The sequence below is a fragment of the Neobacillus sp. DY30 genome, from assembly GCF_030123065.1.
Classification (GTDB): domain Bacteria; phylum Bacillota; class Bacilli; order Bacillales; family Cytobacillaceae; genus Neobacillus.
This window is the reverse complement of the sequence record NZ_CP126093.1, coordinates 4,855,306-4,878,551: the sequence shown is the minus strand read 5'-3', so window position 1 is coordinate 4,878,551 and position 23,246 is coordinate 4,855,306. Positions and strand designations below refer to the sequence as shown.

Sequence of the window (23,246 nt, the reverse complement as noted above, 5' to 3'; positions counted from 1 at the left end):
AGTCCAGCTGACATCCTTTTTTTTTTGTCTAGCTCCAGCGCCTAGGGGCTCGGGGTCATAAGCCAAGCCGACAAGAAGGTAAAGAACAACCTTCTTTTCGGCTCGTCTTATGCCTGTCGCCCCTGGGCACTAAGGAAAGCTCCTTAGATTAATCCTCGCAGGAACAAGCTGTGCTTGTTCCGAAGGCGCTTCCGCTTTTCTATTTTAAGTTCTCCGGGTTAAGTCCTTCTAGTTCAGGAATAACGAAAAGACCGTCTTTACGGATTAACACATCATCAAAGTAGATTTCACCGCCGCCATATTCTGGACGCTGAATGTTAACCATATCCCAATGAATATTTGAATGGTTTCCGTTAAAGGCTTCATCATAGCATTGACCTGGTGTAAAGTGGAAGCTGCCTGCGATTTTCTCATCAAATAAGATATCCTGCATTGGGTTTAAGATGTATGGGTTTACGCCGATAGCAAATTCTCCCACATAGCGTGCTCCTTCATCGGTATCAAATATTTTATTGATTCTCTCCGTATCATTGGCAACTGCCTCAACGATTTTCCCGTCTTTAAATGTAAGCTTTACATTTTCAAAAGTAAAACCATGGTAGGGAGAAGGGGTATTATACGTAATCACTCCGTTGACTGAATCACGTACAGGGGCACTATATACCTCTCCATCAGGAATATTTGCGTGACCTGCACACTTTATTGCAGGGATATCTTTTATAGAGAAGGTAAGGTCTGTTCCAGGTCCTGTGATACGAACTTTATCTGTCCGGTTCATCAATTCTACAAGGCTGTCCATAGCTTTATCCATTTTTCCATAATCCAAATTACAAACATCGAAATAGAAATCTTCGAATGCCTCTGTGCTCATTTTTGCCAGCTGAGCCATGTTTGATGTAGGGTAACGGAGGACAACCCATTTTGTTTTAGGTACGCGAATATCGCGATGCACCTTTTTACCAATCGTATTTCCATGAATTTTCATCTTATCGTCTGGAACATCCGCCTGCTCGTTGATGTTATCACCGGAGCGCAGTCCTATGTATGCATCCATTTTGCTCATAACATTTGCTTCAAAATCAGCTATCATATTGAATTGTTCTTCCTGAGCACCTAGTAATAACGCACGATCTACTTGTTGATCCTTTAAAAGGACAAATGGATATCCACCAGCTAAGTAAGCTTCCTTAACAAGTGCTGTAACAAGCTCGCGCTGCAGACCAAAGTTTTCAATTAATACCTTTTCACCTTTTTGCAGTTCTACCGAGTAGTTGATTAAATTTTTTGCTAGTTTTTCAATGCGTGGATCCTTCATGTTTATCCCTCCAACAAAAATGTAATACATTCTCTATTGTAACCGATTCCATTAAAAAGTGAGAAATAATCAAGATAATAGTTAAACGTATTGTAATCTACTGCAGGAAAATGAGACAATCATATTGAAGTAGTAAGAGATACTTATTTAGGTTTAACACAGCCTCAGATAGGTAATACATAAGGTATAAAAGCGGAGGTAAAAACATATGGAAATTATTTTGTACTTAAGTGTCGCTTTAATTGCGATTGCATTTTTAGTGCTAGTCATCTATTTAGCAAAAACGCTTAACTCACTTCAAACCACTCTTTCAAGCGTATCCAACACATTAACAGGATTAGAAAAACAACTGGATGGAGTGACCAAAGAAACGACTGAACTCTTACAGAAAACCAATGCACTAGCAGAAGATATTCAGGAGAAATCTGAGAATTTAAATAGTGTTGTGTCTGCTGTAAAAAATGTCGGGACAACGGTGAATAAATTCAATGGCACATTAAAATCGCTAACTGAATCTTTTGATATTCAAGTAGAAGAAAATAAAGAAAAAATTTCTCAAATAGTCCAATGGGGTAACGTTTTCCTTGAATTAAAAGATAAATGGAATGCTAAAAGGCAGGAAAAAAAAGAAAGTCATGTTGTGGAGATTAAGAGAGTTAGGTCGCATTAAATTTTTTGTATAAGGGAGGATCCGGTTATGAGCAGTAAAGATTATGAATTACGAGAAACAAACCAAAATAAAAGTGAAGACTCATCCAGCAGTTTTTTGTTAGGGGCGCTTGTTGGCGGTCTAGTAGGTGCAGCGGCAGCCATTTTCTTAGCCCCTAAAACCGGGAGAGAGCTTCGAAGTACACTTAACAACCAAGCGGGTGCAATAAAGGAAAAAACGGTCCAACTTATGAATAAGACAAAGGCACCAGTGGATGTTGAGGAAGATAATTATATTCCTATCGGTGGTGTGCCAAAAGCAGCTAGTGAAGATTCTGCTGATGAGCTTTCAATAAGGAAAAAGTTAGAAGAAGCAAAAAAAGCCTTTGATGAGGAAGAAAATAAAGTAACACATTGAGAGAATGTATAAATAAATAATTCAATTATTTGTATCAAAAACGGTGAAGTGATAGAATGACTTCACCGTTTATTATATTGGAGGAAACAATATGTTGAAAAAAATTGATACATTAGAACAATTTGAAGAGTTATTAAAGCAAGAGGACAAATTTTTTATCTTAAAACATAGTCTAACTTGTCCGATTAGTCATGCAGCTTATCAAGAGTATGAAAAATATTCAGATGGGGATCAAAGTATACCAACATATTATCTAGCAGTGCAAGATGCACGTCCTTTATCAAATGAAATTGCTGAGAAATTCGAGATTAAACATGAATCTCCTCAGGCACTATTGATTAAGGAAGGTGAACCAGTTTGGAATGCTTCTCATTGGAAGATTACAAACAAATCTTTAAACTCTGCAACTAATGAAAATTTATAGTACTTTTTTTTCCTATCAAGCATACAATGATTTATTATAATATGATTTACTTTAGCGCTTAAAAGCGTTTAATCATTAAAGAAAAATGGTGACAAAAAAGCTCTTATCAGATATAATAAAGCCTAATTATTGAATAATAAAAAAATTTATATTTAAGGGAGCTAGCTGACAGTATTTAGTTATTCTGCAATCATTCTGTCACGCTATTGAAAGGACGGGGGACAAAAAATGAGCAAGAGTAATTTGGAAACCTTAAGGACACGTGTCGATGATTTAAATTTAGAATTGTTGAAACTAATCAATGAAAGAGCTCAACTTGTCCAAGAGATTGGGAAGGCTAAAGAAAGTCAAGGTGTATACAAATACGATCCTGTTCGTGAAAGAAAAATGCTTGATGTTATTAAAGAACATAATGATGGACCTTTTGACAATGCGACAATCGACCATTTATTTAAGGAAATCTTTAAGGCTGGTTTAGATTTGCAAAAAGATGATCACCAAAAAGCACTTCTTGTTTCTAGAAAGAAGAAACCTGAAAACACAATCGTCAACTTAAAAGGTGAAACGGTTGGAGACGGAAAACAGCATTTTGTTTTCGGTCCATGTGCTGTCGAGTCTTATGAACAAGTCGCTACTGTAGCAAAAGCAATGAAAGAAAAAGGTTTGAAGCTTCTGCGTGGCGGTGCTTATAAGCCAAGAACATCTCCATATGACTTCCAAGGTTTAGGAGTTGAAGGATTAAAAATCTTAAAGCGTGTGGCAGACGAGTATGATATGGCTGTAATTAGTGAGATTGTTAATCCAGCTGATATTGAGATGGCTATCGATTACATCGATGTTATTCAAATTGGTGCACGTAACATGCAAAACTTCGAATTATTAAAAGCTGCAGGTGCAGTAAATAAACCGGTCCTTTTAAAGAGAGGTATTGCAGCTACGATTGAAGAGTTTATTAATGCTGCTGAATATATTATGGCACAAGGAAATGGGCAAATTATTCTTTGTGAACGTGGAATTCGAACATACGAACGTGCAACTAGAAATACGTTAGATATTTCTGCTGTACCGATTCTAAAACAAGAAACTCATTTACCGGTCATGGTGGATGTAACGCACTCAACTGGCCGCAGAGACCTATTACTTCCTTGCGCAAAAGCAGCACTTGCGATTGGCGCAGATGGGGTTATGGCTGAGGTTCATCCAGATCCAGCAGTAGCACTTTCAGATGCTCAGCAGCAAATGAATCTTGATCAGTTTAATACTTTCTATAATGAATTGCTTGCTTCCAATTTAGTTAGGGTTTAAATAGGTTAGAAAGACCAACTGCAGACCTTGTGGAAGGTCTTTTTTTTTATTAAAAAATGAAAATATAGTGAAAATGAGAACATATATCATTGCGACTTGTTTGGACTTATCGTATGATTAAATACATATAAAAGTTTGTATATTTTCTCACAATGACTAAATCATTGAAAAATGCTGTAAAATAAGAAAAATACGTTTCGTGTTTAAGGAGAGTGTTAAAACGTGAATATTACAATTTACGATGTTGCCCGGGAAGCAAATGTTTCGATGGCAACCGTTTCACGTGTAGTTAATGGAAATCCAAATGTAAAACCAGTTACTCGAAAAAAGGTTTTAGAAGTCATTGATAGACTTGGTTACCGTCCAAATGCAGTGGCAAGGGGATTGGCTAGTAAAAAGACAACAACCGTTGGGGTGGTTATTCCAGATATCTCGAATATCTTTTTTGCAGAACTCGCTCGTGGTATCGAAGATATTGCAACCATGTATAAATACAATATTATTTTAAGTAATTCCGATCAAAACAAGGAAAAAGAATTACATTTGTTAAATACCATGCTAGGTAAACAAGTGGATGGTATTGTGTTCATGAGTGGAAACATTACCTCTGAGCATGTTGAAGAATTTGGGAAATCACCAGTGCCAATTGTCTTAGCTGGATCTATTGAAGAATCTGAGCAGATTCCTTCTGTTAACATCGATTATGAGCAGGCTGTTTATGACTCTGTAAAGGAATTTATTGATAAAGGTCATAAGCATATTGGATTTGTAGTGGGGCCGTTACAGGAGCCGAGAAATATTCATAAAAAATTAAAAGGGTATCAGCGGGCGCTGGCAGATGCCGAGATTGACTATAATGATTCACTAATTGTCGAAGGTGATTACACCTATGACTCTGGCTTAGAAGCATTTGATAAATTATTGGAAGCCCCTAATAGACCAACTGCTATACTAGTTGGCTCTGATGAAATGGCGCTTGGTGTCGTCCATGGTGCCGAAGATAAAGGATATAAAATTCCTGAAGACTTCGAAGTGATTACATCAGATAATACTAGGCTTTCATTGATGGTTCGCCCACAGCTGACCACAATCGTTCAGCCTTTATACGATATTGGGGCTGTGGCTATGCGTCTGCTTACCAAATTAATGAACAAAGAAGAGGTAGAGGAACAAACTGTCGTTCTTCCACACCGTATCGAGCACCGCCAATCAACTAAATAATAAGAAAAGCAGAAGCGCCTGGCCAGGGGCTGGAGCTAGACAAAGTAAGGAAGCGCATATTGTGATGCGCTTCCTTCTTTTTTTAATCTTCCATTGTAGATAGGTCACCTGTTGGCAAGTTAAGTTCCCATGCTTTTAAGACACGTCTCATAATCTTACCGCTTCTTGTTTTTGGAAGCTTATCCCGGAAATCAATCTCTCTAGGAGCAGCGTGGGCTGCAAGTCCTTTTTTTACAAACAGCCTAATTTCTTCTTTAAGCTCATCTGAAGCTTCATAGCCGTCTCTCAGTGCAATGAAGGCTTTAATAATTTCTCCGCGTACAGGGTCAGGCTTACCAATTACTCCTGCCTCTGCAATAGCAGGGTGTTCTACAAGTTTGCTTTCTACTTCGAATGGGCCAACACGCTCACCAGATGTCATGATTACATCATCCACACGTCCTTGGAACCAGAAATATCCATCCTCATCCATATAGGCGGAATCTCCAGAAAAATACCATCCGCTTGGCATAAAATAGGATTCATATTTTTCAGGATTATTCCAAATCTTATACATCATGGAAGGCCAGCCCTTCTTAATAGCAAGATTCCCCATTCTATATGGCGGAAGCTCATTACCTTGGTCGTCAACAATCGCCGCAACAACACCAGGAATCGGTTTACCCATTGAACCTGGTTTAATTTCCATACAAGGATAGTTACTAATAAGCTGTGCACCAGTTTCTGTCATCCACCAGTTATCATGAATTCGTTTGTTGAATACCTTTACGCCCCATTTAACGACTTCTGGATTTAAAGGTTCCCCAACACTTAAGACATGACGAAGGCTGCTTAAATTGTATTTTTTAACAATTTCATCTCCGGCACCCATTAGCATACGGAAAGCAGTAGGAGCGCTATACCAAACGGTAACACCAAAGTCTTCAATCATTTTGTACCAAGTATCTGGACTGAAACGCCCGCCAACAATTACGTTGGAAGTTCCCGTTAACCAAGGTCCAAAGATACCGTAGGAAGTCCCTGTAACCCATCCAGGGTCAGCTGTACACCAATATACATCTTCCTCTTTTAAATCCAACACCCATTTAGCGGTTTGGTAATGTTGTATCATTGCATTATGTACATGCAAGACTCCTTTTGGTTTACCTGTGGAACCTGAAGTATAGTGAAGAATAAGACCATCCGTACGGTCTACCCATTCAATTCGGAGCTGGCTGCTAGCAGCCTCAAATTTTTCTAAAAAGTTAATGTACAAACCATTTTCTTCAACATTTTCACCGACAAGGAAAATGTGTTTCAAGGCTGGCAATTCATCAACAGGTACACGATCTAATAATTCAGGTGTTGTTACCAAGACTTTTGCTTCACTATCTTGTAGCCGATCGCGAACTGCACCCTCCATAAAAGCCTCAAATAATGGACCCACAATCGCTCCCAGCTTGATAGCACCTAAAACGGTAAAATATAGCTCTGGTGACCGTGGCATAAAAATAAATACGCGGTCTCCCTTTTCAATATCCCCGTATGTTTTTAAGACATTACCAGCTTTATTTGAAAGCTCTTTCATTTCTTTGAACGTATACTTTTCATTTCTTGTATTATCTCGATAGTAAAGTGCGACCTTATTTTTTCGAAATGTTTCTGCATGGCGATCAATGGCTTCATAAGCCATATTAACAAGTCCAGTTTCATGCCAGGAGAATTCCCTTTCAGTCTCCTCCCAACTGAAGGAATTGTACTTTTCATCATAATTTGATAAGTTATGCTCCCCTTGCATAACCGGCAGCTTTTCCACTTTCATTCCATTTCCCCCTTATGCTGGTATGAGATTATTATAGTACAAATAGAAACTATTCTCAATTTTTAAAAAAATTTAATCTGCGAGAAATTGATACATCGCTTTCTAACTAGACAGAAAATTATGTAAAGAGTCTAATAATTGAGCGAAATTATGTATAATAGAAGTGATATGCGAATGATTTTTCAGGTGGTGTAGGGATGGAACACAAAAAAACGTACAATGCTAAAGAATTAAAAACTCCCCATGGAAGCTTAATTATTGAAGGTCCGATTTCCTCGGACAAACTTGCCGGATATGAATTTCATGAACATCTTACCGCTTTTCGTCCTCCTGAACAGCAGCATCAGGCATTAGTCGGGATTGCACAGCTTGAAGAGGGAAGGATTATTATTGCAAGGCATCACCATACCATTGTTGGCTATGTAACATACCTTTATCCAGATCCTCTTGAAAGATGGTCGGAAGATAAAATGGATAATTTAATTGAATTAGGCGCCATTGAGGTTATTCCAAAATTTAGAGGCTGTGCGGTCGGAAAAAATCTTCTTACCGTTTCTATGATGGACGACGCCATGGAGGATTATTTAATTATAACAACAGAATATTATTGGCATTGGGATTTGAAGGGAACAGGCTTAAATGTTTGGGAGTATCGAAAAATCATGGAGAAAATGATGAATGCGGGCGGTCTAGAGTGGTATGCGACAGATGATCCAGAGATTTGTTCACACCCAGCTAACTGTTTGATGGCGAGAATTGGTAAAAGGGTAGATGTAGAGACAATCCAAAGGTTTGATCGACTTCGTTTTATGAATCGATTTATGTATTGATATAAAATTGAGGAGGCCATTCGATGTTAGTAGAAGAAATAATGAAAACAGAGATTGTTACTGTTACTCCTGAAGTTTCAATTGCAGACACAATGAGATTGATGGAGTCGAAAAAAATCCGGCATATACCCGTCATAGATGCCAATCAACAGCTTGTTGGCATTGTAACCTTAAATGATATTCGTGATGCTGCTCCATCTATATTTCGTGCAAACGAACATTTGGAAGATCTAGAAAAACCCGTCGACTCCATTATGAAAAAAGATGTTATTACCGGCCATCCCCTTGATTTTGTAGAGGAAATAGCCGCAGTGTTTTATGAACACAAAATTGGCTGTCTCCCGATTACAAATAACCAGAAGCTCGTTGGTATTGTTACTGAAACGGATTTACTCCGAACCCTCGTTGAATTGACAGGTGCCCATCAACCTGGGTCTCAAATTGAAATAAGAGTACCTAATCTCGCAGGAAAGCTTAGTGATATTACTAGTATAATAAAGAACCGCAAAGCCAATATATTGAGTGTGCTCGTTTACCCTGACAAAAGGGATGATCAATTCAAAATACTCGTCATAAGATTGCAAACTATGAATCCTACTGTTCTCATACAAGATCTAAAACAATCAGGCTATGACGTTCTATGGCCGAATCTGCCAGGTGTTTCCCTATGACCGATACCTGTTCATTTGTATTTTCAGAAGAATTGTTAAACTATAGATTCAGCAATAACCATCCTTTTAATCAGTTTCGTTTGAAACTTACAGTTGATTTGTTACATAGGTTAAATGCCTTAGACAACATGAAGATTGTTTCACCAAGAATGGCAACAGATGAAGAACTTAGCTTAGTTCATGATCCAAGCTATATTGACGCAGTAAAGATGGCAGGGAATGGGCAGCTGCCTTCACATGTGGCTGAGAACTATGGATTGGGGACAGAAGATACTCCCATATTTCCTAATATGCACGAAGCTAGCGCTCTGCTTGTCGGCGGTACATTAACGGCCGTCGACCAGGTAATGACAGGACAGGCACTTCATTCTCTTCACTTAGGAGGAGGATTGCATCATGGCTTTCGCGGTAAAGCATCTGGTTTCTGCATATATAATGATAGTTCAGTAGCGATTAAATACCTGCAAAATAAATATAATGCAAGAGTTCTTTATGTGGATACGGACGCCCATCATGGTGATGGTGTTCAGTGGTCCTTTTACGATGATCCTGATGTATGTACCCTTTCGATCCATGAAACGGGAAGATACCTATTTCCTGGTACCGGTAATGTGAACGAAAGAGGACAAGGTAAGGGATATGGGTATTCTTTTAATATCCCAGTAGATGCATTTACTGAAGATGAATCTTGGCTTCAAGTCTATACTCAATCAATAAAGGAAGTAGCAGCGTTTTTTAAACCGGATATAATCCTGACTCAAAATGGTGCAGACTCCCATTATTATGATCCATTAACCCATTTATCATCGACAATGAAAATTTATCGTGAAATTCCTAAACTTGCTCATGAGATTGCCCATCAATATTGTGGGGGGAAATGGATTGCAGTTGGCGGCGGGGGTTATGACATATGGAGGGTTGTTCCTAGAGCATGGGCACTGATTTGGTTGGAAATGACTGAAAACTCAAATTGTTATGGAAGTTTACCGCAGGATTGGATTGACTATTGGCAAGAAAAAGCACCAGTCATCCTTCCGATGAATTGGGACGATCCTGATGATATGTATAAACCAATACCTAGAAAAACTGAAATAACCGAAAAAAACCTGCTTACCCTCGAAAAGGCATTATATCCAATTAGAAGTCATCAAAAAAGTGAGTCTAAAAAATAAAGGAGCTTGGATGTGATCCAAGCTCCTTTATTGTCATTTATTGAGTTGCGGGCGCAGGTTCAGGTGCAGGTGCAGGTGTAACAGTAACACCAACATCCACTTTGTTAGATGGTCCAGATTCATTCCCTGCGATATCCACGGCTGTTACATAGTAGGAACCGTTCGAACCTGAATAGGAAAGACTAGAACCACTGATAATACTCGCGACCTTTTTTCCGTTTTGATAGACTCGATAGCCAACAATATCATTATCTGCTGGCGGTGACCAGATCAGATTTTTTCCAGATAACGAAAGACTGACTCCGTCTGGCCGTTTTCCGTTATCAACTAATTTATCATTTGGAACTAAGATTTTACCCCAACGATCCATTTTCGGAATTAGCTGGCTTGTATTGCTGAAATTAGGCCCAACCATTCGTGTGATAAAGTCTGGATTAAGGATTACTCCTTGTTGTGCAAATTCTTTTGGTGTTGAATCTAATGCTAAATACTTTTTATCACCAATTTGCACATAGTTTCCTGCAATCAAGCTGTCATCTCGTTTTGTTGGAACATTTTCAGCATTAAAGTAATCACTTTCTACTAACCCCGCCCTAGCACAGGCATCTGAAGGCAATAAGCCTGAAACAGCACAGAACGAGCGCTTTACAATTCCTGTTGGTACAGGAAATGATTCAGAAGGGTTAATTAACTCAGGTTTAATATCATAAGCTGCATTCATTAATTCAGCCCACAGATTATTCGTTCTCTGTGAATAGGACATGCCACCGGTTTTTAAGGATTTAGGTGTATCATACCCTGTCCAGATTCCAAACGTTACATTTGGGTTGGTAGCAACAAACCAAGCGTCATGAAAATCATGCCCTGTTCCTGTTTTACCTGCCCAATCAGCCCTAAACTTCAATTTACTGTTTATACCAGCTGCTGTACCACTTTTGATTACATCCCTCATCATGTCAAGTGTTAGAAACGCTGTTTGCGGTTTAAATACATCAACAGGCTTCACTTCATGCTGGTAAATGGTCTTGCCGTTTTTATCGACTATCTTTTCAATCATGTACGCGTCAATAAATTTACCTTCATTTGCAAAGGTTCCGAAGGCATTGGTGTTTTCTTCGACCGTTACCCCATTTTTCATTGATCCAATTGAGGTTGAGAGATTGGAATAATCTTCACTCCTTAAGGATGTAAAGCCCATTTTCTCCAGATATTTTGCTGGCTGCTGGTCAATTATATCTCGATACAGTTTTACAGCCGGTACGTTATAAGATTTCTTTAGTGCATGTCTGGCTGAAGTAATACCGCTATATCGCCTGTCATAGTTATTTGGCCAAGGTTTCGGATTGGTTGGATCAAGCCTTAAAGCAACATCTGGCAGCGGAGTGCCTGGTGAAGCTTTCCCCAATTCTATCGCTGGTGCATAAACAAGCAGTGGCTTCATTGTAGAACCATTTTGTCTCACAGCACTCGTCGCATGATTAAGCTCCTGTTTATTATGGTCTCGTCCGCCGACAAAACTGATGATTTTCCCTGTCTTATTCTCAATAAGCATAGCACCGACCTCAACCGGCTCCATGACAGTGATTGTTTCTCCGGTTTCAGGATCAATTTTCTGTTCTGCTTTATCAGGTCCGTAGTTAGGGTAATTGTTTTTTACCGTCTGGAATGCGTCATATATATCTTTATTAATGGTTGTGTGAATTTCATATCCATTTTGTCTTAAATTTTGCTTGGCTAAAGTTTTGTATTTATAAAAAAGATTTTCATCTTCCTTTAAATCATTCTCTTCATAACCGTCGTTTTTTGCCAATACATTAGTCAGTACATCAACTGCTCGCTTTTCAATTTCAAATGATAAGTATGGATATTTTTCAAGCGGGTTGTCCCCTGCAGGTATAAAGTCCTTGGTAATATCATAGGCTGAAGCTTCAGCGTATTGCGCTTCCGTGATATGCCCGCCATCATACATTCTCTTTAGAACCGTTTTCATTCGGGTAAGACCTGGTTCTAAATTGTTTTTTATTGTACCTTCCCTCGTAAAAGGTGTATAGCCAAAGGGACTTTGCGGCAGACCTGCAATAAAAGCTGCTTGCGGAAGGGTCAATTCGCTCGAATTTTTTCCGAATATGCCTTTAGCTGCTGCTTGAACACCGCCGATATTTTTACCAGATGAATTTCTCCCAAATGTCGAAACATTTAAGTAAGCTTCAAGAATTTCCTTTTTACTAAAAAACTTTTCTAACCGCAGAGCCAGCAATATTTCATTGGCTTTTCTTTCGAAAGAGACTTCATTCGTTAGGATTTGGTTTTTGATTAATTGCTGTGTTAACGTACTTCCCCCTGATTGCATGGGAGCATTCGTTACTTCTTGGAATAGTGCCCGGAAAACAGCTTTTGGGACAACTCCTTTATGTTGATAAAAATATTCATCTTCTGTTGCAATGACTGCTTTTACTAGAAAATCTGATACTTGGTCAATTTTTACTTCTTCGCGTTCAAGGTCTGTACGCAGCTTGCCTAAATAGACATTATCAGAAAAGTATAAGTCCGATGTTTCCGTATAATTATAAATGTCCTTTTTCATGCTGTCATAAGACCGGACAGGTTCGTCCTTAACAAGCGAGGCAAAATAACCTGCACCCACACCCCCTGCAAAAGCTCCCCCAAGAATCACGACAGTAATAATTAGCAGCAAAAGGTTCCAAAAGACCTGGTACGTAATTCGTGCACTTTTTACTGTCTTTTTATGGGTAAACAAGTTAGATATGGATTTTAATTTCTCTATCCACGCTTGAAATTTATCGTTCATCGAATCACCTCTTTTAAAATCACATATATTATAGCATAATGATGATTCTAAAAATGACAAACTTCTACATTTTTCTGATATTACCAGTTCTTGTTTGACAGCAGAAATAAAATATGGTAAAAATTCTATAAGTTATAAATTTAATAATCAAGCGTTGAAGGGAATCTACTGTAGGTCTTCTATCCCTGTTTATTAGAGAGTCAGCGGCTGGTGAAAGCTGACACAAATAGAAGAGTGAATTACGTCCCAGAGCTTTCTCCGTGAACATAGAAGTAGTGGAGAACGGTTTAAACCGTTAATTTTTTAGAGTTGGAGTGTTTTTTGCTCAAGCCGGGTGGTACCGCGCGTTACGCGTCCCTGCATTATTTGCAGGGGCGCTTTTTGTGTTATTTTGAGAATTTGGAGGTAAATACAATGGATTTATTACAAGATTTAGCATGGCGTGGGCTCATCTACCAGCAAACAGATGAACAGAGCCTAAGAGATTTGATTAGCAGTGAAAAGATATCATTATACTGTGGAACTGATCCATCGGCAAACAGCTTGCATATCGGACACTTGGTGCCGTTTTTAACACTAAGAAGATTTCAGCAGCATGGGCACCGTCCGATTGTTTTAGTGGGAGGTTCAACTGGGTTGATCGGTGACCCAAGTGGAAAAAGTGAAGAGCGGAAGCTTCAAAGTCTGGAAGCCATTCAAAAAAATTCTGAGGGCATCCAAAATCAATTAGCAGCTATTTTTGAATTTGATGGCGAAAATGGTGCAGTCATGGTAAATAACTATGATTGGACAAAATCGATGGATGTTATTACTTTTTTAAGGGACATTGGCAAGCATATTGGAGTAAACTATTTGCTTGCAAAGGATACCATTTCTTCTAGATTGGAATCAGGAATTTCATTTACGGAATTTACCTATACAATTCTTCAAGCGATGGATTTCAATCACTTATACGAGACTCATAATTGTAAACTACAAATTGGCGGCAGTGACCAATGGGGCAATATCACATCTGGACTAGAATTAATTCGAAAAATGCAACCAGAGGGAGCCAAAGCTTTTGGATTAACCATTCCACTTGTTACAAAAGCTGACGGAACAAAATTTGGAAAAACTGAGGGCGGAGCAGTTTGGCTGGATCCAGAAAAGACGACTCCTTATGAATTCTACCAGTTCTGGATTAACACTGCGGATGCGGATGTTGTGAAATACCTGAAGTACTTTACGTTCTTATCCCACGAGGAAATCGATGCACTTGAAAATTCTGTTCAAGAAGAACCACATTTACGTAAAGCACAAAAGGCATTAGCAGAGGAAATGACACGCCTGATTCATGGTGAAGACTCTCTACAGCAGGCGATAAAAATTACTGAAGCATTATTTAGCGGAGATGTTCGAAGCCTATCTGCTTCAGAAATCGAGCAGGGGTTCAAAGATGTTCCTTCGTTTAATGCAGCAGATACAGATGGCAACTTAGTTGATTTATTAGTAGCTGCCAAGATTTCTCCATCTAAGCGCCAGGCACGCGAAGACATTACCAATGGTGCAGTTACAGTCAATGGAGAAAGAATCACAGATACATCCTATGAATTACAGGATTCTGACCGTATTGAAGGTCAGTTTACAATTATTCGAAGAGGTAAGAAGAAATATACGTTAATTAGATATTAATTATTTGATAGCCGGCCCTTAATTTGGGTCGGTTTTCTTATAATTGTATTTGTTCGTACAAGATTTGGTGGGAGTCGGGGGAGAGTGGCCCCACTTGCCTGAAAAAGAAAAAAAGAAAATTTTCGGTCAAGTGAGGAGGTTCCTCTTGCCTCAAAAAGAAAAAATGAAATCATTCGGTCAAGTGGAATAGTCTCAATAGAGTGACAGAAATATATTTAAACTTTTGTAACTTTAAATGAAGCGACACCGTTATATATTATAAGAAGAAGTTTTTGGAGGTACTATTATGAAGTTTCTCATCCATGCTATTTTTATCATTCTCCTATTACTTGTTACTTTCTTTGGACTTGGCCCAGTCCTATATGCTGACGGGGTGTTAGCAGAACGCATCGGGACTGCTGCAGTGGTGGTCATTCTATACATCTTAATTGGGTTCTTATACTCTAGAGCAACTAAGTGGATAAAAAGCAAATAAAAAACCGTGCCAAGAAATGGCACGGTTTTTTATTTTGAACCTATTAACGAGAGTAGAACTCAACGATAAGAGTTTCGTTAATTTCAGCCGGTAATTCAGAACGCTCAGGTAAGCGAGTGAAAGTACCTTCAAGCTTGTCTGCATCAAATGTTAAATAGTCAGGTACGAAGTTGTTTACTTCGATTGCTTCTTTAACAACATCAAGGTTACGTGATTTTTCACGAAGACCAATAGTTTGACCAGGCTTTACGCTGTATGATGGGATATCAACGCGTGATCCATCAACTACGATGTGGCCGTGGTTAACTAATTGACGAGCAGCACGACGAGTACGAGCTAAACCTAAACGGTAGACAAGGTTGTCTAGACGTGATTCAAGAAGAATCATGAAGTTTTCACCGTATACGCCTGGTAATTTACCAGCTTTAACAAATAGGTTACGGAATTGACGCTCAGTTACTCCATACATATGACGAAGCTTTTGCTTCTCTTGTAATTGCAATCCGTATTCAGAAAGCTTCTTACGTTGGTTAGGACCATGTTGTCCTGGAGCGTAAGGACGCTTTTCTAATTCTTTACCTGTGCCGCTTAGAGAGATTCCAAGACGACGAGAAATTTTCCAGCTTGAGCCAGTATAACGAGCCATGAATGACTCCTCCTTAGTGTTTTTATTTTTTGGTAAAATAAAAACCGTTATGAAACATCAATGATAGCCATTTTGTTTTCATGCACCTTCGCCCTAGCAGCAGAGGGTTACCAGATGCACCATCATAAGTAAATATGACTCATGAGGAACAAAATGAGACCATTCACGTGTTCACATAGGCTGCAGTTATTTTACACAAAGGATATTATATAATTTTATTCATCAATGTGTCAAGTTAATTTAAGGAAATGAATAGGATATAGAAATAGATAATAATGACGGCGTTTACAATATAGGAGGATTCAGAATGGGCAATGATAATTTTCGCTTTGAAACGGAAGCCGTTCACGCTGGGTATCGTTCCGATGAACACCAAGGAAGTTTAGTCCCTCCCCTTTATCAAACTTCCACATTCACCTTTTCAACGGCAGAACAAGGGGAAAGAAGATTTGCTGGTCATGAAGAAGGATTTATATATTCCCGTTTAGGAAATCCAACGGTAAAAATTCTCGAAGACCGAATGGCGAAGCTGGAACAAGGTGAAGCAGCCTTGGCATTCTCATCAGGGATGGCAGCAGTCTCGGCTGTGCTAACTGCTTTAACTAAATCAGGTGATCACATCCTGTGTTCACAAGGTCTATATGGGTGTACGTTTGGATTATTACAATTATTAAGAGAAAAGTATAACATCAACCATGAATTTTCGTTAATGGCTTCAAAAGAAATGCTGGAAGAACAGATTCGTCCAAATACTGCCTGTATCTATATTGAAACCCCAATCAACCCTACCATGAAACTAGTTGAATTAGAATTAGTTGCAAGTATTGCCAGAAAACATGATATCCCCGTTGTGGTAGACAATACGTTTTGCTCCCCTTATTTACAAACTCCTATAAGCTTCGGCTGTGATATTGTTATTCATAGTGCAACAAAATATATTTGTGGTCACGGTGATGTCATTGCTGGAATTGTGGCAGGAAAAGGTGACTTTATTAAACATGTTTCGAGAACAACACAAAAAGATAATGGCGGTACAATTTCTCCGTTCGATGCCTGGCTCTTATTGAGGGGCTTAAAAACGCTTCCTGTTAGGATGGACCGGCATTGTGATAATGCTAATATGATCGTTGAATTTTTACGAAATCATCCAAAAGTAGAGAAGCTCTATTTTCCTGGCAATAGTGATTATAAAGAGGATAATAAGATTATCCATAAACAAATGAAAAAACCTGGGGGAGTCATTTCGTTTTCGGTAAAAGGAACAAAAGAAACAGCTCAATTATTTATGAATCAATTACAATTGATAAAAATAGCAGTAAGTTTAGGAGATGCTGAAACGTTAATACAGCACCCAGCAACAATGACGCATGCTGTTGTTCCAGAAGAAGAACGAAGAAAAATGGGAATTGACGATACATTACTCCGCCTGTCTGTAGGCCTTGAAGCATGGCAGGATATACAAGAGGATTTAGAACAAGCGCTTGAAAAAATATAAAAAACTCGCCGCGGCGAGTTTTTATTTTTACAAATGATTGACGAGAATGGCTGTGATTTCTTCCAGCTGCTCTTGGTCCAGTTCATCAAAGCGATTTTTCTCTGGTGAGTCAATGTCTAAGACCCCAAGTAATTTTCCATCCTTAATTAGCGGAATAACGATTTCGGAATTAGAGGCTGCATCACAGGCGATGTGTCCAGGAAATTGATGAACGTCTTCTACGCGAATGGTTTCCATTTTTTGTGCGGATGTTCCACAAACCCCTTTACCCACAGGGATGCGGACACAAGCAGGAAGTCCTTGGAAAGGACCCAATACGAGCTCGTTGTTCTCATCCATTAAATAGAAGCCAACCCAGTTTATTCGATCAAGAAACTGATTTAATAATGCAGAAGTATTGCTAAGATTCGCGATCAAATTATTTTCTCCATGAAGAAGGGCCTGTAATTGTTTTTTTACCAATTCGTAATTTTCTTCGCGGCTTCCTTTATACATTTCGACATTAAACATGTTTTTTCACCCCTTCCTTATTAAAATTCTTATTTATTTTATCAAACTGTCAAGAAAAAGAGCATACTTTGTCGATAATTTAATGAAGGAATCAATCAATCAGAGAAGAATTGTTATAGTAAGGACCAATAGCCAGAGAGTTTCAGGAGGTGTACGATGAAAAAGGATTCTAAAGAGGAAATAGTGAAAGCGGCGATATCGCTGTTTAATTCAAATGGATATGCTGGAACATCGATACGTGATATCGCTGCCGCTGCAAAAGTAAATTCAGCAACCATCGCTTACCATTTTGAGAATAAGCTTGGGCTATTAGAATATTGCTTTACTTACTTTTTTGAGCGATATCTAAGTATTATTGAGGAAAAGTTTTCTATAATGGATACAGGCGTAAAGGAATGTCTAAAACGGATTACAGCCGACTTACTCCACTATCAATGTGAAAATATTGAACTTACAAGCTTCGTATACCGAGAAATGTCGATGGATTCTCAAATGGTCAGAGAAATTATGTCTACCTATGCATTAAAGGAGAAATATTATTTTCAAAAGATGTTTGAAAAAGGCTTCGAAAGGAAGGAATTTCGGCCTCATTCAATTGCTTATTTAATCATCCAATACAAAGGCCTACTGATGATGCCTTTTATAAATGCTCATTATCTAAGAGAGGTATTGTATATTTTTCCAAATGAAAGGTTTTTTGAACAAAAGTATCTTAAGGAAATTAATAATTGGATCGAAAACACGCTCGCAACTAAAATAATAGAAAAGAAAGAGGCCATCCTGTAATTGGAGAACACTAAAGATTATAAAAGGTAAGCACTTGCTGGGAATCATATTTCCACAGCAAGTGCTTTTTCATTTGGCGTTTAATGTTTATCATCTTTTACAAAGATTTTTGTCATAAAATAGTTGATTAAAATTTCTTTTACAAAAAAATTGAAATTACTGGTCAAAAAATGTCGGTTACATGGTATCATAGAGGCATTGAACTTTACCGAATTATGATGATTTTAATAGATTAGTAAACTTGAGCTTGATCGATTTAAATGAAGTGTTTTGAAACAGGGGGCTTGAACGTGACATATTTTATTGGGTTTATTATCCTGCTACTAGCCTTATTCGTATTGGGATATTTTATAAAGAAAAAATATTTTAAAGAAATGGACAGGTTAGAAGCATGGAAGATTGATTTGTTTAACCGGCCGATTTTGGATGAAATGTCAAAGGTAAAACAATTAAATATGACCGGGCAAACCGAGGAGTTATTCGAGGGCTGGCGTAATCAATGGGATGATATCGTAACGGTTAAATTGCCAGATCTGGAAGAGATGTTATTTGACGCTGAAGAATTTATTGATAAATACCGCTTTAATAAAGCAAAAACAATTCAACAAGAAATCAATGCTAAATTACAGTCAACCGAAGATGAGATTAATAAAATTGTTGAACAACTTCATGAGCTTGTTGGAAGCGAAGAAAAGAACAGGATTGAAATTGAGCAGTTAAAGGAATTGTATCGGGAAACCAAAAAAACGCTGCTTGCTCATCGACATAGCTTTGGAAAGTCAGAAAAATACTTAGAAGCTCAACTTGAGGACGCCACGAAAAAATTTCACGAATTTGACGAGAAGACTGAAAATGGTAACTATCTTGAAGCACGCGAGCTTGTATTAGGAATTCATGAACAATTAAATCAGGTTAAAAATAATATGGAAGTAATTCCTCAGCTGTTAATAGAGTGTCAATCTCTTATTCCATCTCAATTGTCTGATATTCTTGATGGATATCGTGAAATGACCGAAAAGGGTTATTACTTAAGCCATATACAACTAGAAAATGAAATCGAAAGTTTACAGGCAAAATTGGTTGAGTATTTGGGGCTAATTGAAGAGACAAAAATAGAAGAAGCTCTAGAAGGAATTGGTGAAGTTAAAGAGCGAATAGATATACTGTTTGACTTGTTGGAAAAAGAAGTAAACGCCAAGCATTTTATCCTTCAAAATGAAAAAGGGATGAGTGGACTTTTATCCTCAGTTCTTGAGGAACATGAGCAACTTTCAAGTGAAGTAAAGCACGTTCAAGAAAGCTATCATCTGACAGAAAGTGACTTTGAAATTCAGCGCCACTTGGAAAAACAGCTGGCGGTTGTTACTAAGCACTATGAAATTTTAATGGAAAAAATTAATATTAATGAAACAGCACTAACAGTTCTTTGCGAAGAACTTATGGAGATTAAAACACATATAGAAATGATTCAAGAAGAGCAAGAAAGTTTCGCTCTTAAGTTACAGGCCCTAAGGAAAGATGAGTTCGAAGCGCGTGAAACACTAAGGGAGTTAACCAAAAAAGTAGGGGAAACAATTCGTTTAGTCTCAAAAAGTAATATTCCGGGATTACCTGAGGACTACAAATTCTTAATGGAAGACACAAATGATAGTATACAAAACGTGAAGCTTCAGCTTCAAGAAAAGCCACTTAACGTATCAGCACTCAACCAATATTTGGAGATTGCAGTTTTAACAGTTGAAAAATTAACAAATACAACAGTTGAACTAATTGAAAATGTGGAGCTTGCTGAAAAGGCGATTCAGTACGGAAATAGATATAGAAGTCAGTATCCTTCTGTTGCGAAGGGACTTACTGATGCAGAGCAAGCATTTAGACATTTTGCGTATCAGGAAGCCTTAGAACAGGCAGCTGCTTCCCTTGAATCGATTGACCCAGGAGTCTTGAAAAAAATCAAGGCAACAGTAGGAAAGCAATAATTAAACCTTAAACCGATTATGCTGCTAAGTGGCAAATCGGTTTTTATTTGTCTATCACAAAAGTTTTTTAAATTAATTAACTTTGTGGTAAGATTTAGTCCTGCAAAGGTGAGGTGTTTGAAAGATGATTTATTTTGATAATAGTGCAACGACAAGACCGTATAACGATGTTTTAGACTCATTTGTGAAAGTCTCAAGTGAATTTTTTGGCAATCCTTCATCCCTGCACGGCCTCGGGCTGCTAGCCGAAAAACTTCTTACACAGGCTCGTACACAAGTAGCTAACCTATTAGATGTAAAACCAACAGAGATTTACTTTACTTCCGGCGGGACAGAAAGTAATAATCTAGCCATTAAAGGATCTGCGATGTTCTATAAGAATAAAGGGAAGCATTTAATTCTTTCAAGTGTAGAGCATCCTTCTGTCCGTGGAGCAATGGAGCAGTTAAAAAAGTTAGGATTTGACATTACCTATTTGCCAGCCGATCAAAATGGAAGGGTAAGGGTGGATGATGTCAAAGCTTCAATAAATAAAGATACAATACTTGTTTCAGTCATGCAGGTAAATAATGAAGTCGGAACCATACAGCCAATTGCAGAAATTGGCAAGCTTTTAAAGGAGTATCCAACAATTCTTTTTCATGTTGATGCAGTACAAGCTGTTGGAAAGGTTCCATTAAATTTGCTGGAAAATGGCGTTGATTTATGTTCTTTTTCAGCACATAAGTTTCATGGATTAAAGGGTACTGGTGCACTCTTTATAAGAGAAGGTATTAAATTAGACCCATTACTTTCTGGCGGAAACCAAGAATGGAAAGTTAGAAGCGGGACGGAAAATGTTGCAGGTGCTGTCGCTATGGCAAAGGCTCTGCGGATGTCGATAGAAAAAAGTAAGCTGGGACTAGAAAGAATGACTAGGGTTAAATCCCTTCTAAGAGCGGGGTTAAGCAGAATAAATGACCTAACCATTAATACGCCCTTGGAAAATTCTGCACCTCATATACTAAATTTTTCTATAAAAGGAGTTAAAGCAGAAGTTTTGATCCACACTCTAGAGGAAAAAGGAATCTACCTGTCAACAACAAGTGCTTGTTCATCTAAGAAACAATTACCAAGTCAAACACTCCTAGCAATGGGGGTTCCAGATGATTTGGCAGATAGTGCATTTAGAATAAGCTTATCGTATGATAATACAGAAGATGAAGCAGAAAAGGTAATTGCGGCAATCGAAGAGGCAGCTAAACAACTTAGAAAGGTTATGAAATAATATGATGTATGATCGAATACTGATTCGCTATGGAGAAATTTCTACCAAAGGCAGAAATCGAAAGAAATTTGTAGATAAGCTAAGGAAAAGTGTCCGCATTGCATTAGCACCCTTTCCAAAGATAAAAATACGAGCAGAACGTGATAGGATGTACGTGCTTGTTAATGGAGAAAATGTGGAAGAAATTATCAAGTCATTGAAAAATATATTTGGTATCCAATCCCTAAGTCCAGCAATAAAAGTGGAAAGAGATGTTGAACAAATGAAAGAGGCAGCTCTTTCTTTAGTGAAAAGCCTGTACAAAGAGGGACAAACCTTTAAAATTACCCCTAAACGATCTGATAAATCATTCGAATTAGATACAGCTGGTATCAATCACACATTTGGGGGCCATATCCTCCAAAATATACCTGGCATTAAGGTGGATGTGAAAAATCCTGATATTAACGTAAAAATTGAAGTTCTCAGTGAGGCTATTTACATGTCATGTGAGAACATCTTAGGGGCTGGAGGATTGCCAGTTGGCTCCAGTGGCAAGGCGATGTTAATGCTTTCTGGAGGTATTGATAGTCCTGTGGCAGGATATTTGACAATGAAACGCGGAGTGGAAATAGAAGCTGTACATTTTTTCAGTCCGCCATATACTAGTGAAAGATCTAAGGAAAAAGTGATTGACCTAGCAAAAAAATTGGCTGAAATATTTGGGTCGATGAAACTTCATATCGTTCCATTTACGGCTATTCAACAGTCCATAAAAGAACAAATCCCAGAAAATTACTCAATGACAACAACAAGAAGATTTATGCTGCGAATTACAGACGAAATTAGAAAAAAACAGGAAGGTCTAGCGATTATAACTGGAGATAATCTTGGCCAGGTAGCAAGTCAAACATTAGAAAGCATGTATGCGATCAATGAAGTAACCAATACTCCAATACTAAGACCACTATTAACAATGGATAAAAATGATATTATAAAAATAGCTATAGAAATTGATACCTATGATATTTCTATCAGACCATTTGAGGATTGCTGTACAATATTCGTTCCATCCTCACCAAAAACAAAACCAAAAAAAGAAAAAGTAATGCACTACGAAAGCTTCTTCGACTTCGAACCACTAATCCAAGAAGCAGTCCAAGGCACAGAAATGCTCACAATAAAACCAGACAACAAAGAACAACCATCAGAATTTGAGGATTTATTCTAACTCAATGTGATAAGTTGAAATAGAAATTGTCACAATGTTGATTGGAACGGAAGGCACGTAGACTCCTGCGGGAGAAGCGAGACAGGCGAGACCCCGCAGACACGCAGTGTCGAGGAGGCTCGGCGGTCGCCCGCGGAAAGCGAAGTGCCTGGAGTTCCAATCAACATTCTTATGAACAGTAACTGTAAATACAAAATTTGTGAAATATTTGTGAACAATTACCAATTCTAAAAAAGTATATAGCCATGTGATTCTACACAATCTATACTCACAAGGAGGTGATATCACATGGCTAACAACAACAACTCAAACAACTTACTAGTTCCTGGTGTAGAGCAAGCTCTTCAACAAATGAAATACGAAATTGCTCAAGAATTTGGTGTAAACCTTGGTGCAGACACTACTTCACGTGCTAACGGATCTGTTGGTGGTGAAATTACTAAGCGTCTAGTTTCAATGGCTGAATCTCAATTAGGCGGATTTTCACGCTAACAAGTGAATAAAATGGCTACAGAGAGTGGGATTAATCCCACTCTCTTTTTACTTGACTTTTTTAGTATAATAATTTCAAATTTTTAAATAATTTTGTATAA

At 38.1% G+C, this 23,246-nt stretch carries 21 protein-coding genes and 1 other annotated feature; of the genes, 16 read left to right on the top strand and 5 right to left on the bottom strand.

What is annotated here, in order from left to right:
* Positions 1-199 precede the first annotated feature (199 nt).
* The gene (locus tag QNH29_RS24115) at positions 200-1,315 is read right to left on the bottom strand and encodes an aminopeptidase (RefSeq protein ID WP_283861824.1); all 1,116 of its coding nucleotides are present in this window, start codon (positions 1,313-1,315) and stop codon (positions 200-202) included.
* Positions 1,316-1,523: 208 nt separating this feature from the next.
* Between QNH29_RS24115 and QNH29_RS24110 the strand changes: the two genes are divergently transcribed.
* The 5 genes from QNH29_RS24110 to ccpA all read left to right on the top strand — a co-directional run bounded on the left by QNH29_RS24110 (position 1,524) and on the right by ccpA (position 5,331).
* Positions 1,524-1,985 carry a DUF948 domain-containing protein gene (locus QNH29_RS24110; protein WP_283861823.1) on the top strand — a complete coding sequence of 154 codons (462 nt, stop codon included), beginning with the start codon at positions 1,524-1,526 and terminating at the stop codon, positions 1,983-1,985.
* A gap of 27 nt (positions 1,986-2,012) precedes the next feature.
* Entirely contained in the window at positions 2,013-2,381 is a 369-nt protein-coding gene (locus QNH29_RS24105) for a YtxH domain-containing protein (protein ID WP_283861822.1), read from the top strand.
* Between the two features lie 91 nt (positions 2,382-2,472).
* Entirely contained in the window at positions 2,473-2,805 is a 333-nt protein-coding gene (ytxJ, locus tag QNH29_RS24100; RefSeq protein WP_283861821.1) for a bacillithiol system redox-active protein YtxJ, read from the top strand.
* A 228-nt stretch (positions 2,806-3,033) separates the two neighbouring features.
* Positions 3,034-4,110, top strand: coding sequence for a bifunctional 3-deoxy-7-phosphoheptulonate synthase/chorismate mutase (locus tag QNH29_RS24095; RefSeq protein WP_283861820.1), 1,077 nt, complete (start codon positions 3,034-3,036; stop codon positions 4,108-4,110).
* Positions 4,111-4,332: 222 nt separating this feature from the next.
* Positions 4,333-5,331 carry a catabolite control protein A gene (gene ccpA, locus QNH29_RS24090; RefSeq protein WP_283861819.1) on the top strand — a complete coding sequence of 333 codons (999 nt, stop codon included), beginning with the start codon at positions 4,333-4,335 and terminating at the stop codon, positions 5,329-5,331.
* Positions 5,332-5,413: 82 nt separating this feature from the next.
* Here the strand turns inward: ccpA and acsA are convergent, their stop codons facing one another.
* On the bottom strand, positions 5,414-7,132 hold the full coding sequence (gene acsA / locus QNH29_RS24085) for an acetate--CoA ligase (protein ID WP_283861818.1): 1,719 nt from the start codon (positions 7,130-7,132) through the stop codon (positions 5,414-5,416).
* Between the two features lie 197 nt (positions 7,133-7,329).
* Here acsA and QNH29_RS24080 point away from each other — a divergent pair, with 197 nt between their 5' ends.
* From QNH29_RS24080 to QNH29_RS24070, 3 genes are read left to right on the top strand one after another with little or no spacing between them, the layout of a single operon-like run.
* A complete protein-coding gene (locus QNH29_RS24080; protein ID WP_283861817.1) occupies positions 7,330-7,962 on the top strand; it encodes a GNAT family N-acetyltransferase in 633 nt (210 codons plus the stop codon).
* Positions 7,963-7,985: 23 nt separating this feature from the next.
* Complete coding sequence (locus tag QNH29_RS24075; RefSeq protein ID WP_283861816.1) at positions 7,986-8,633, top strand: acetoin utilization AcuB family protein; 648 nt, start codon at positions 7,986-7,988, stop codon at positions 8,631-8,633.
* Positions 8,630-9,805, top strand: coding sequence for an acetoin utilization protein AcuC (locus tag QNH29_RS24070; protein ID WP_283861815.1), 1,176 nt, complete (start codon positions 8,630-8,632; stop codon positions 9,803-9,805). Before QNH29_RS24075 ends, QNH29_RS24070 begins: the two co-directional genes overlap by 4 nt.
* 37 nt (positions 9,806-9,842) lie before the next feature.
* Here QNH29_RS24070 and QNH29_RS24065 read toward each other — a convergent pair whose 3' ends face one another.
* Positions 9,843-12,614 carry a transglycosylase domain-containing protein gene (locus QNH29_RS24065; protein WP_283861814.1) on the bottom strand — a complete coding sequence of 924 codons (2,772 nt, stop codon included), beginning with the start codon at positions 12,612-12,614 and terminating at the stop codon, positions 9,843-9,845.
* Positions 12,615-12,759: 145 nt separating this feature from the next.
* Positions 12,760-12,976, top strand: a binding site (T-box leader).
* A gap of 52 nt (positions 12,977-13,028) precedes the next feature.
* On the opposite strand from QNH29_RS24065, the gene tyrS reads away from it, so the two are divergent.
* Together tyrS and QNH29_RS24055 are read left to right on the top strand one after the other, a co-directional pair.
* Complete coding sequence (gene tyrS, locus QNH29_RS24060) at positions 13,029-14,285, top strand: tyrosine--tRNA ligase (protein WP_283861813.1); 1,257 nt, start codon at positions 13,029-13,031, stop codon at positions 14,283-14,285.
* A 286-nt stretch (positions 14,286-14,571) separates the two neighbouring features.
* Positions 14,572-14,760 carry a DUF6954 family protein gene (locus QNH29_RS24055; protein WP_283861812.1) on the top strand — a complete coding sequence of 63 codons (189 nt, stop codon included), beginning with the start codon at positions 14,572-14,574 and terminating at the stop codon, positions 14,758-14,760.
* A gap of 43 nt (positions 14,761-14,803) precedes the next feature.
* Here the strand turns inward: QNH29_RS24055 and rpsD are convergent, their stop codons facing one another.
* Positions 14,804-15,406, bottom strand: a complete 603-nt coding sequence (gene rpsD, locus QNH29_RS24050; protein WP_283861811.1) for a 30S ribosomal protein S4 — start codon at positions 15,404-15,406, stop codon at positions 14,804-14,806.
* 307 nt (positions 15,407-15,713) lie between these two features.
* Here rpsD and megL point away from each other — a divergent pair, with 307 nt between their 5' ends.
* Positions 15,714-16,901, top strand: a complete 1,188-nt coding sequence (megL, locus tag QNH29_RS24045) for a methionine gamma-lyase (RefSeq protein ID WP_283861810.1) — start codon at positions 15,714-15,716, stop codon at positions 16,899-16,901.
* Between the two features lie 27 nt (positions 16,902-16,928).
* On the opposite strand, the gene QNH29_RS24040 is transcribed toward megL, so the two are convergent.
* The gene (locus QNH29_RS24040) at positions 16,929-17,411 is read right to left on the bottom strand and encodes a GAF domain-containing protein (protein ID WP_283861809.1); all 483 of its coding nucleotides are present in this window, start codon (positions 17,409-17,411) and stop codon (positions 16,929-16,931) included.
* Positions 17,412-17,567: 156 nt separating this feature from the next.
* Here QNH29_RS24040 and refZ point away from each other — a divergent pair, with 156 nt between their 5' ends.
* The 5 genes from refZ to QNH29_RS24015 all read left to right on the top strand — a co-directional run bounded on the left by refZ (position 17,568) and on the right by QNH29_RS24015 (position 23,145).
* The gene (gene refZ, locus QNH29_RS24035; protein ID WP_283861808.1) at positions 17,568-18,197 is read left to right on the top strand and encodes a forespore capture DNA-binding protein RefZ; all 630 of its coding nucleotides are present in this window, start codon (positions 17,568-17,570) and stop codon (positions 18,195-18,197) included.
* A 290-nt stretch (positions 18,198-18,487) separates the two neighbouring features.
* Positions 18,488-20,176, top strand: a complete 1,689-nt coding sequence (gene ezrA, locus QNH29_RS24030; protein ID WP_283861807.1) for a septation ring formation regulator EzrA — start codon at positions 18,488-18,490, stop codon at positions 20,174-20,176.
* A gap of 124 nt (positions 20,177-20,300) precedes the next feature.
* Positions 20,301-21,443: a cysteine desulfurase family protein gene (locus tag QNH29_RS24025; protein WP_283861806.1), complete on the top strand. Its 1,143-nt coding sequence runs from the start codon at positions 20,301-20,303 to the stop codon at positions 21,441-21,443.
* A 1-nt stretch (position 21,444) separates the two neighbouring features.
* Positions 21,445-22,653: a tRNA uracil 4-sulfurtransferase ThiI gene (gene thiI, locus QNH29_RS24020; protein WP_283861805.1), complete on the top strand. Its 1,209-nt coding sequence runs from the start codon at positions 21,445-21,447 to the stop codon at positions 22,651-22,653.
* 288 nt (positions 22,654-22,941) lie between these two features.
* The gene (locus tag QNH29_RS24015) at positions 22,942-23,145 is read left to right on the top strand and encodes an alpha/beta-type small acid-soluble spore protein (RefSeq protein ID WP_283861804.1); all 204 of its coding nucleotides are present in this window, start codon (positions 22,942-22,944) and stop codon (positions 23,143-23,145) included.
* Positions 23,146-23,246: the final 101 nt, after the last annotated feature.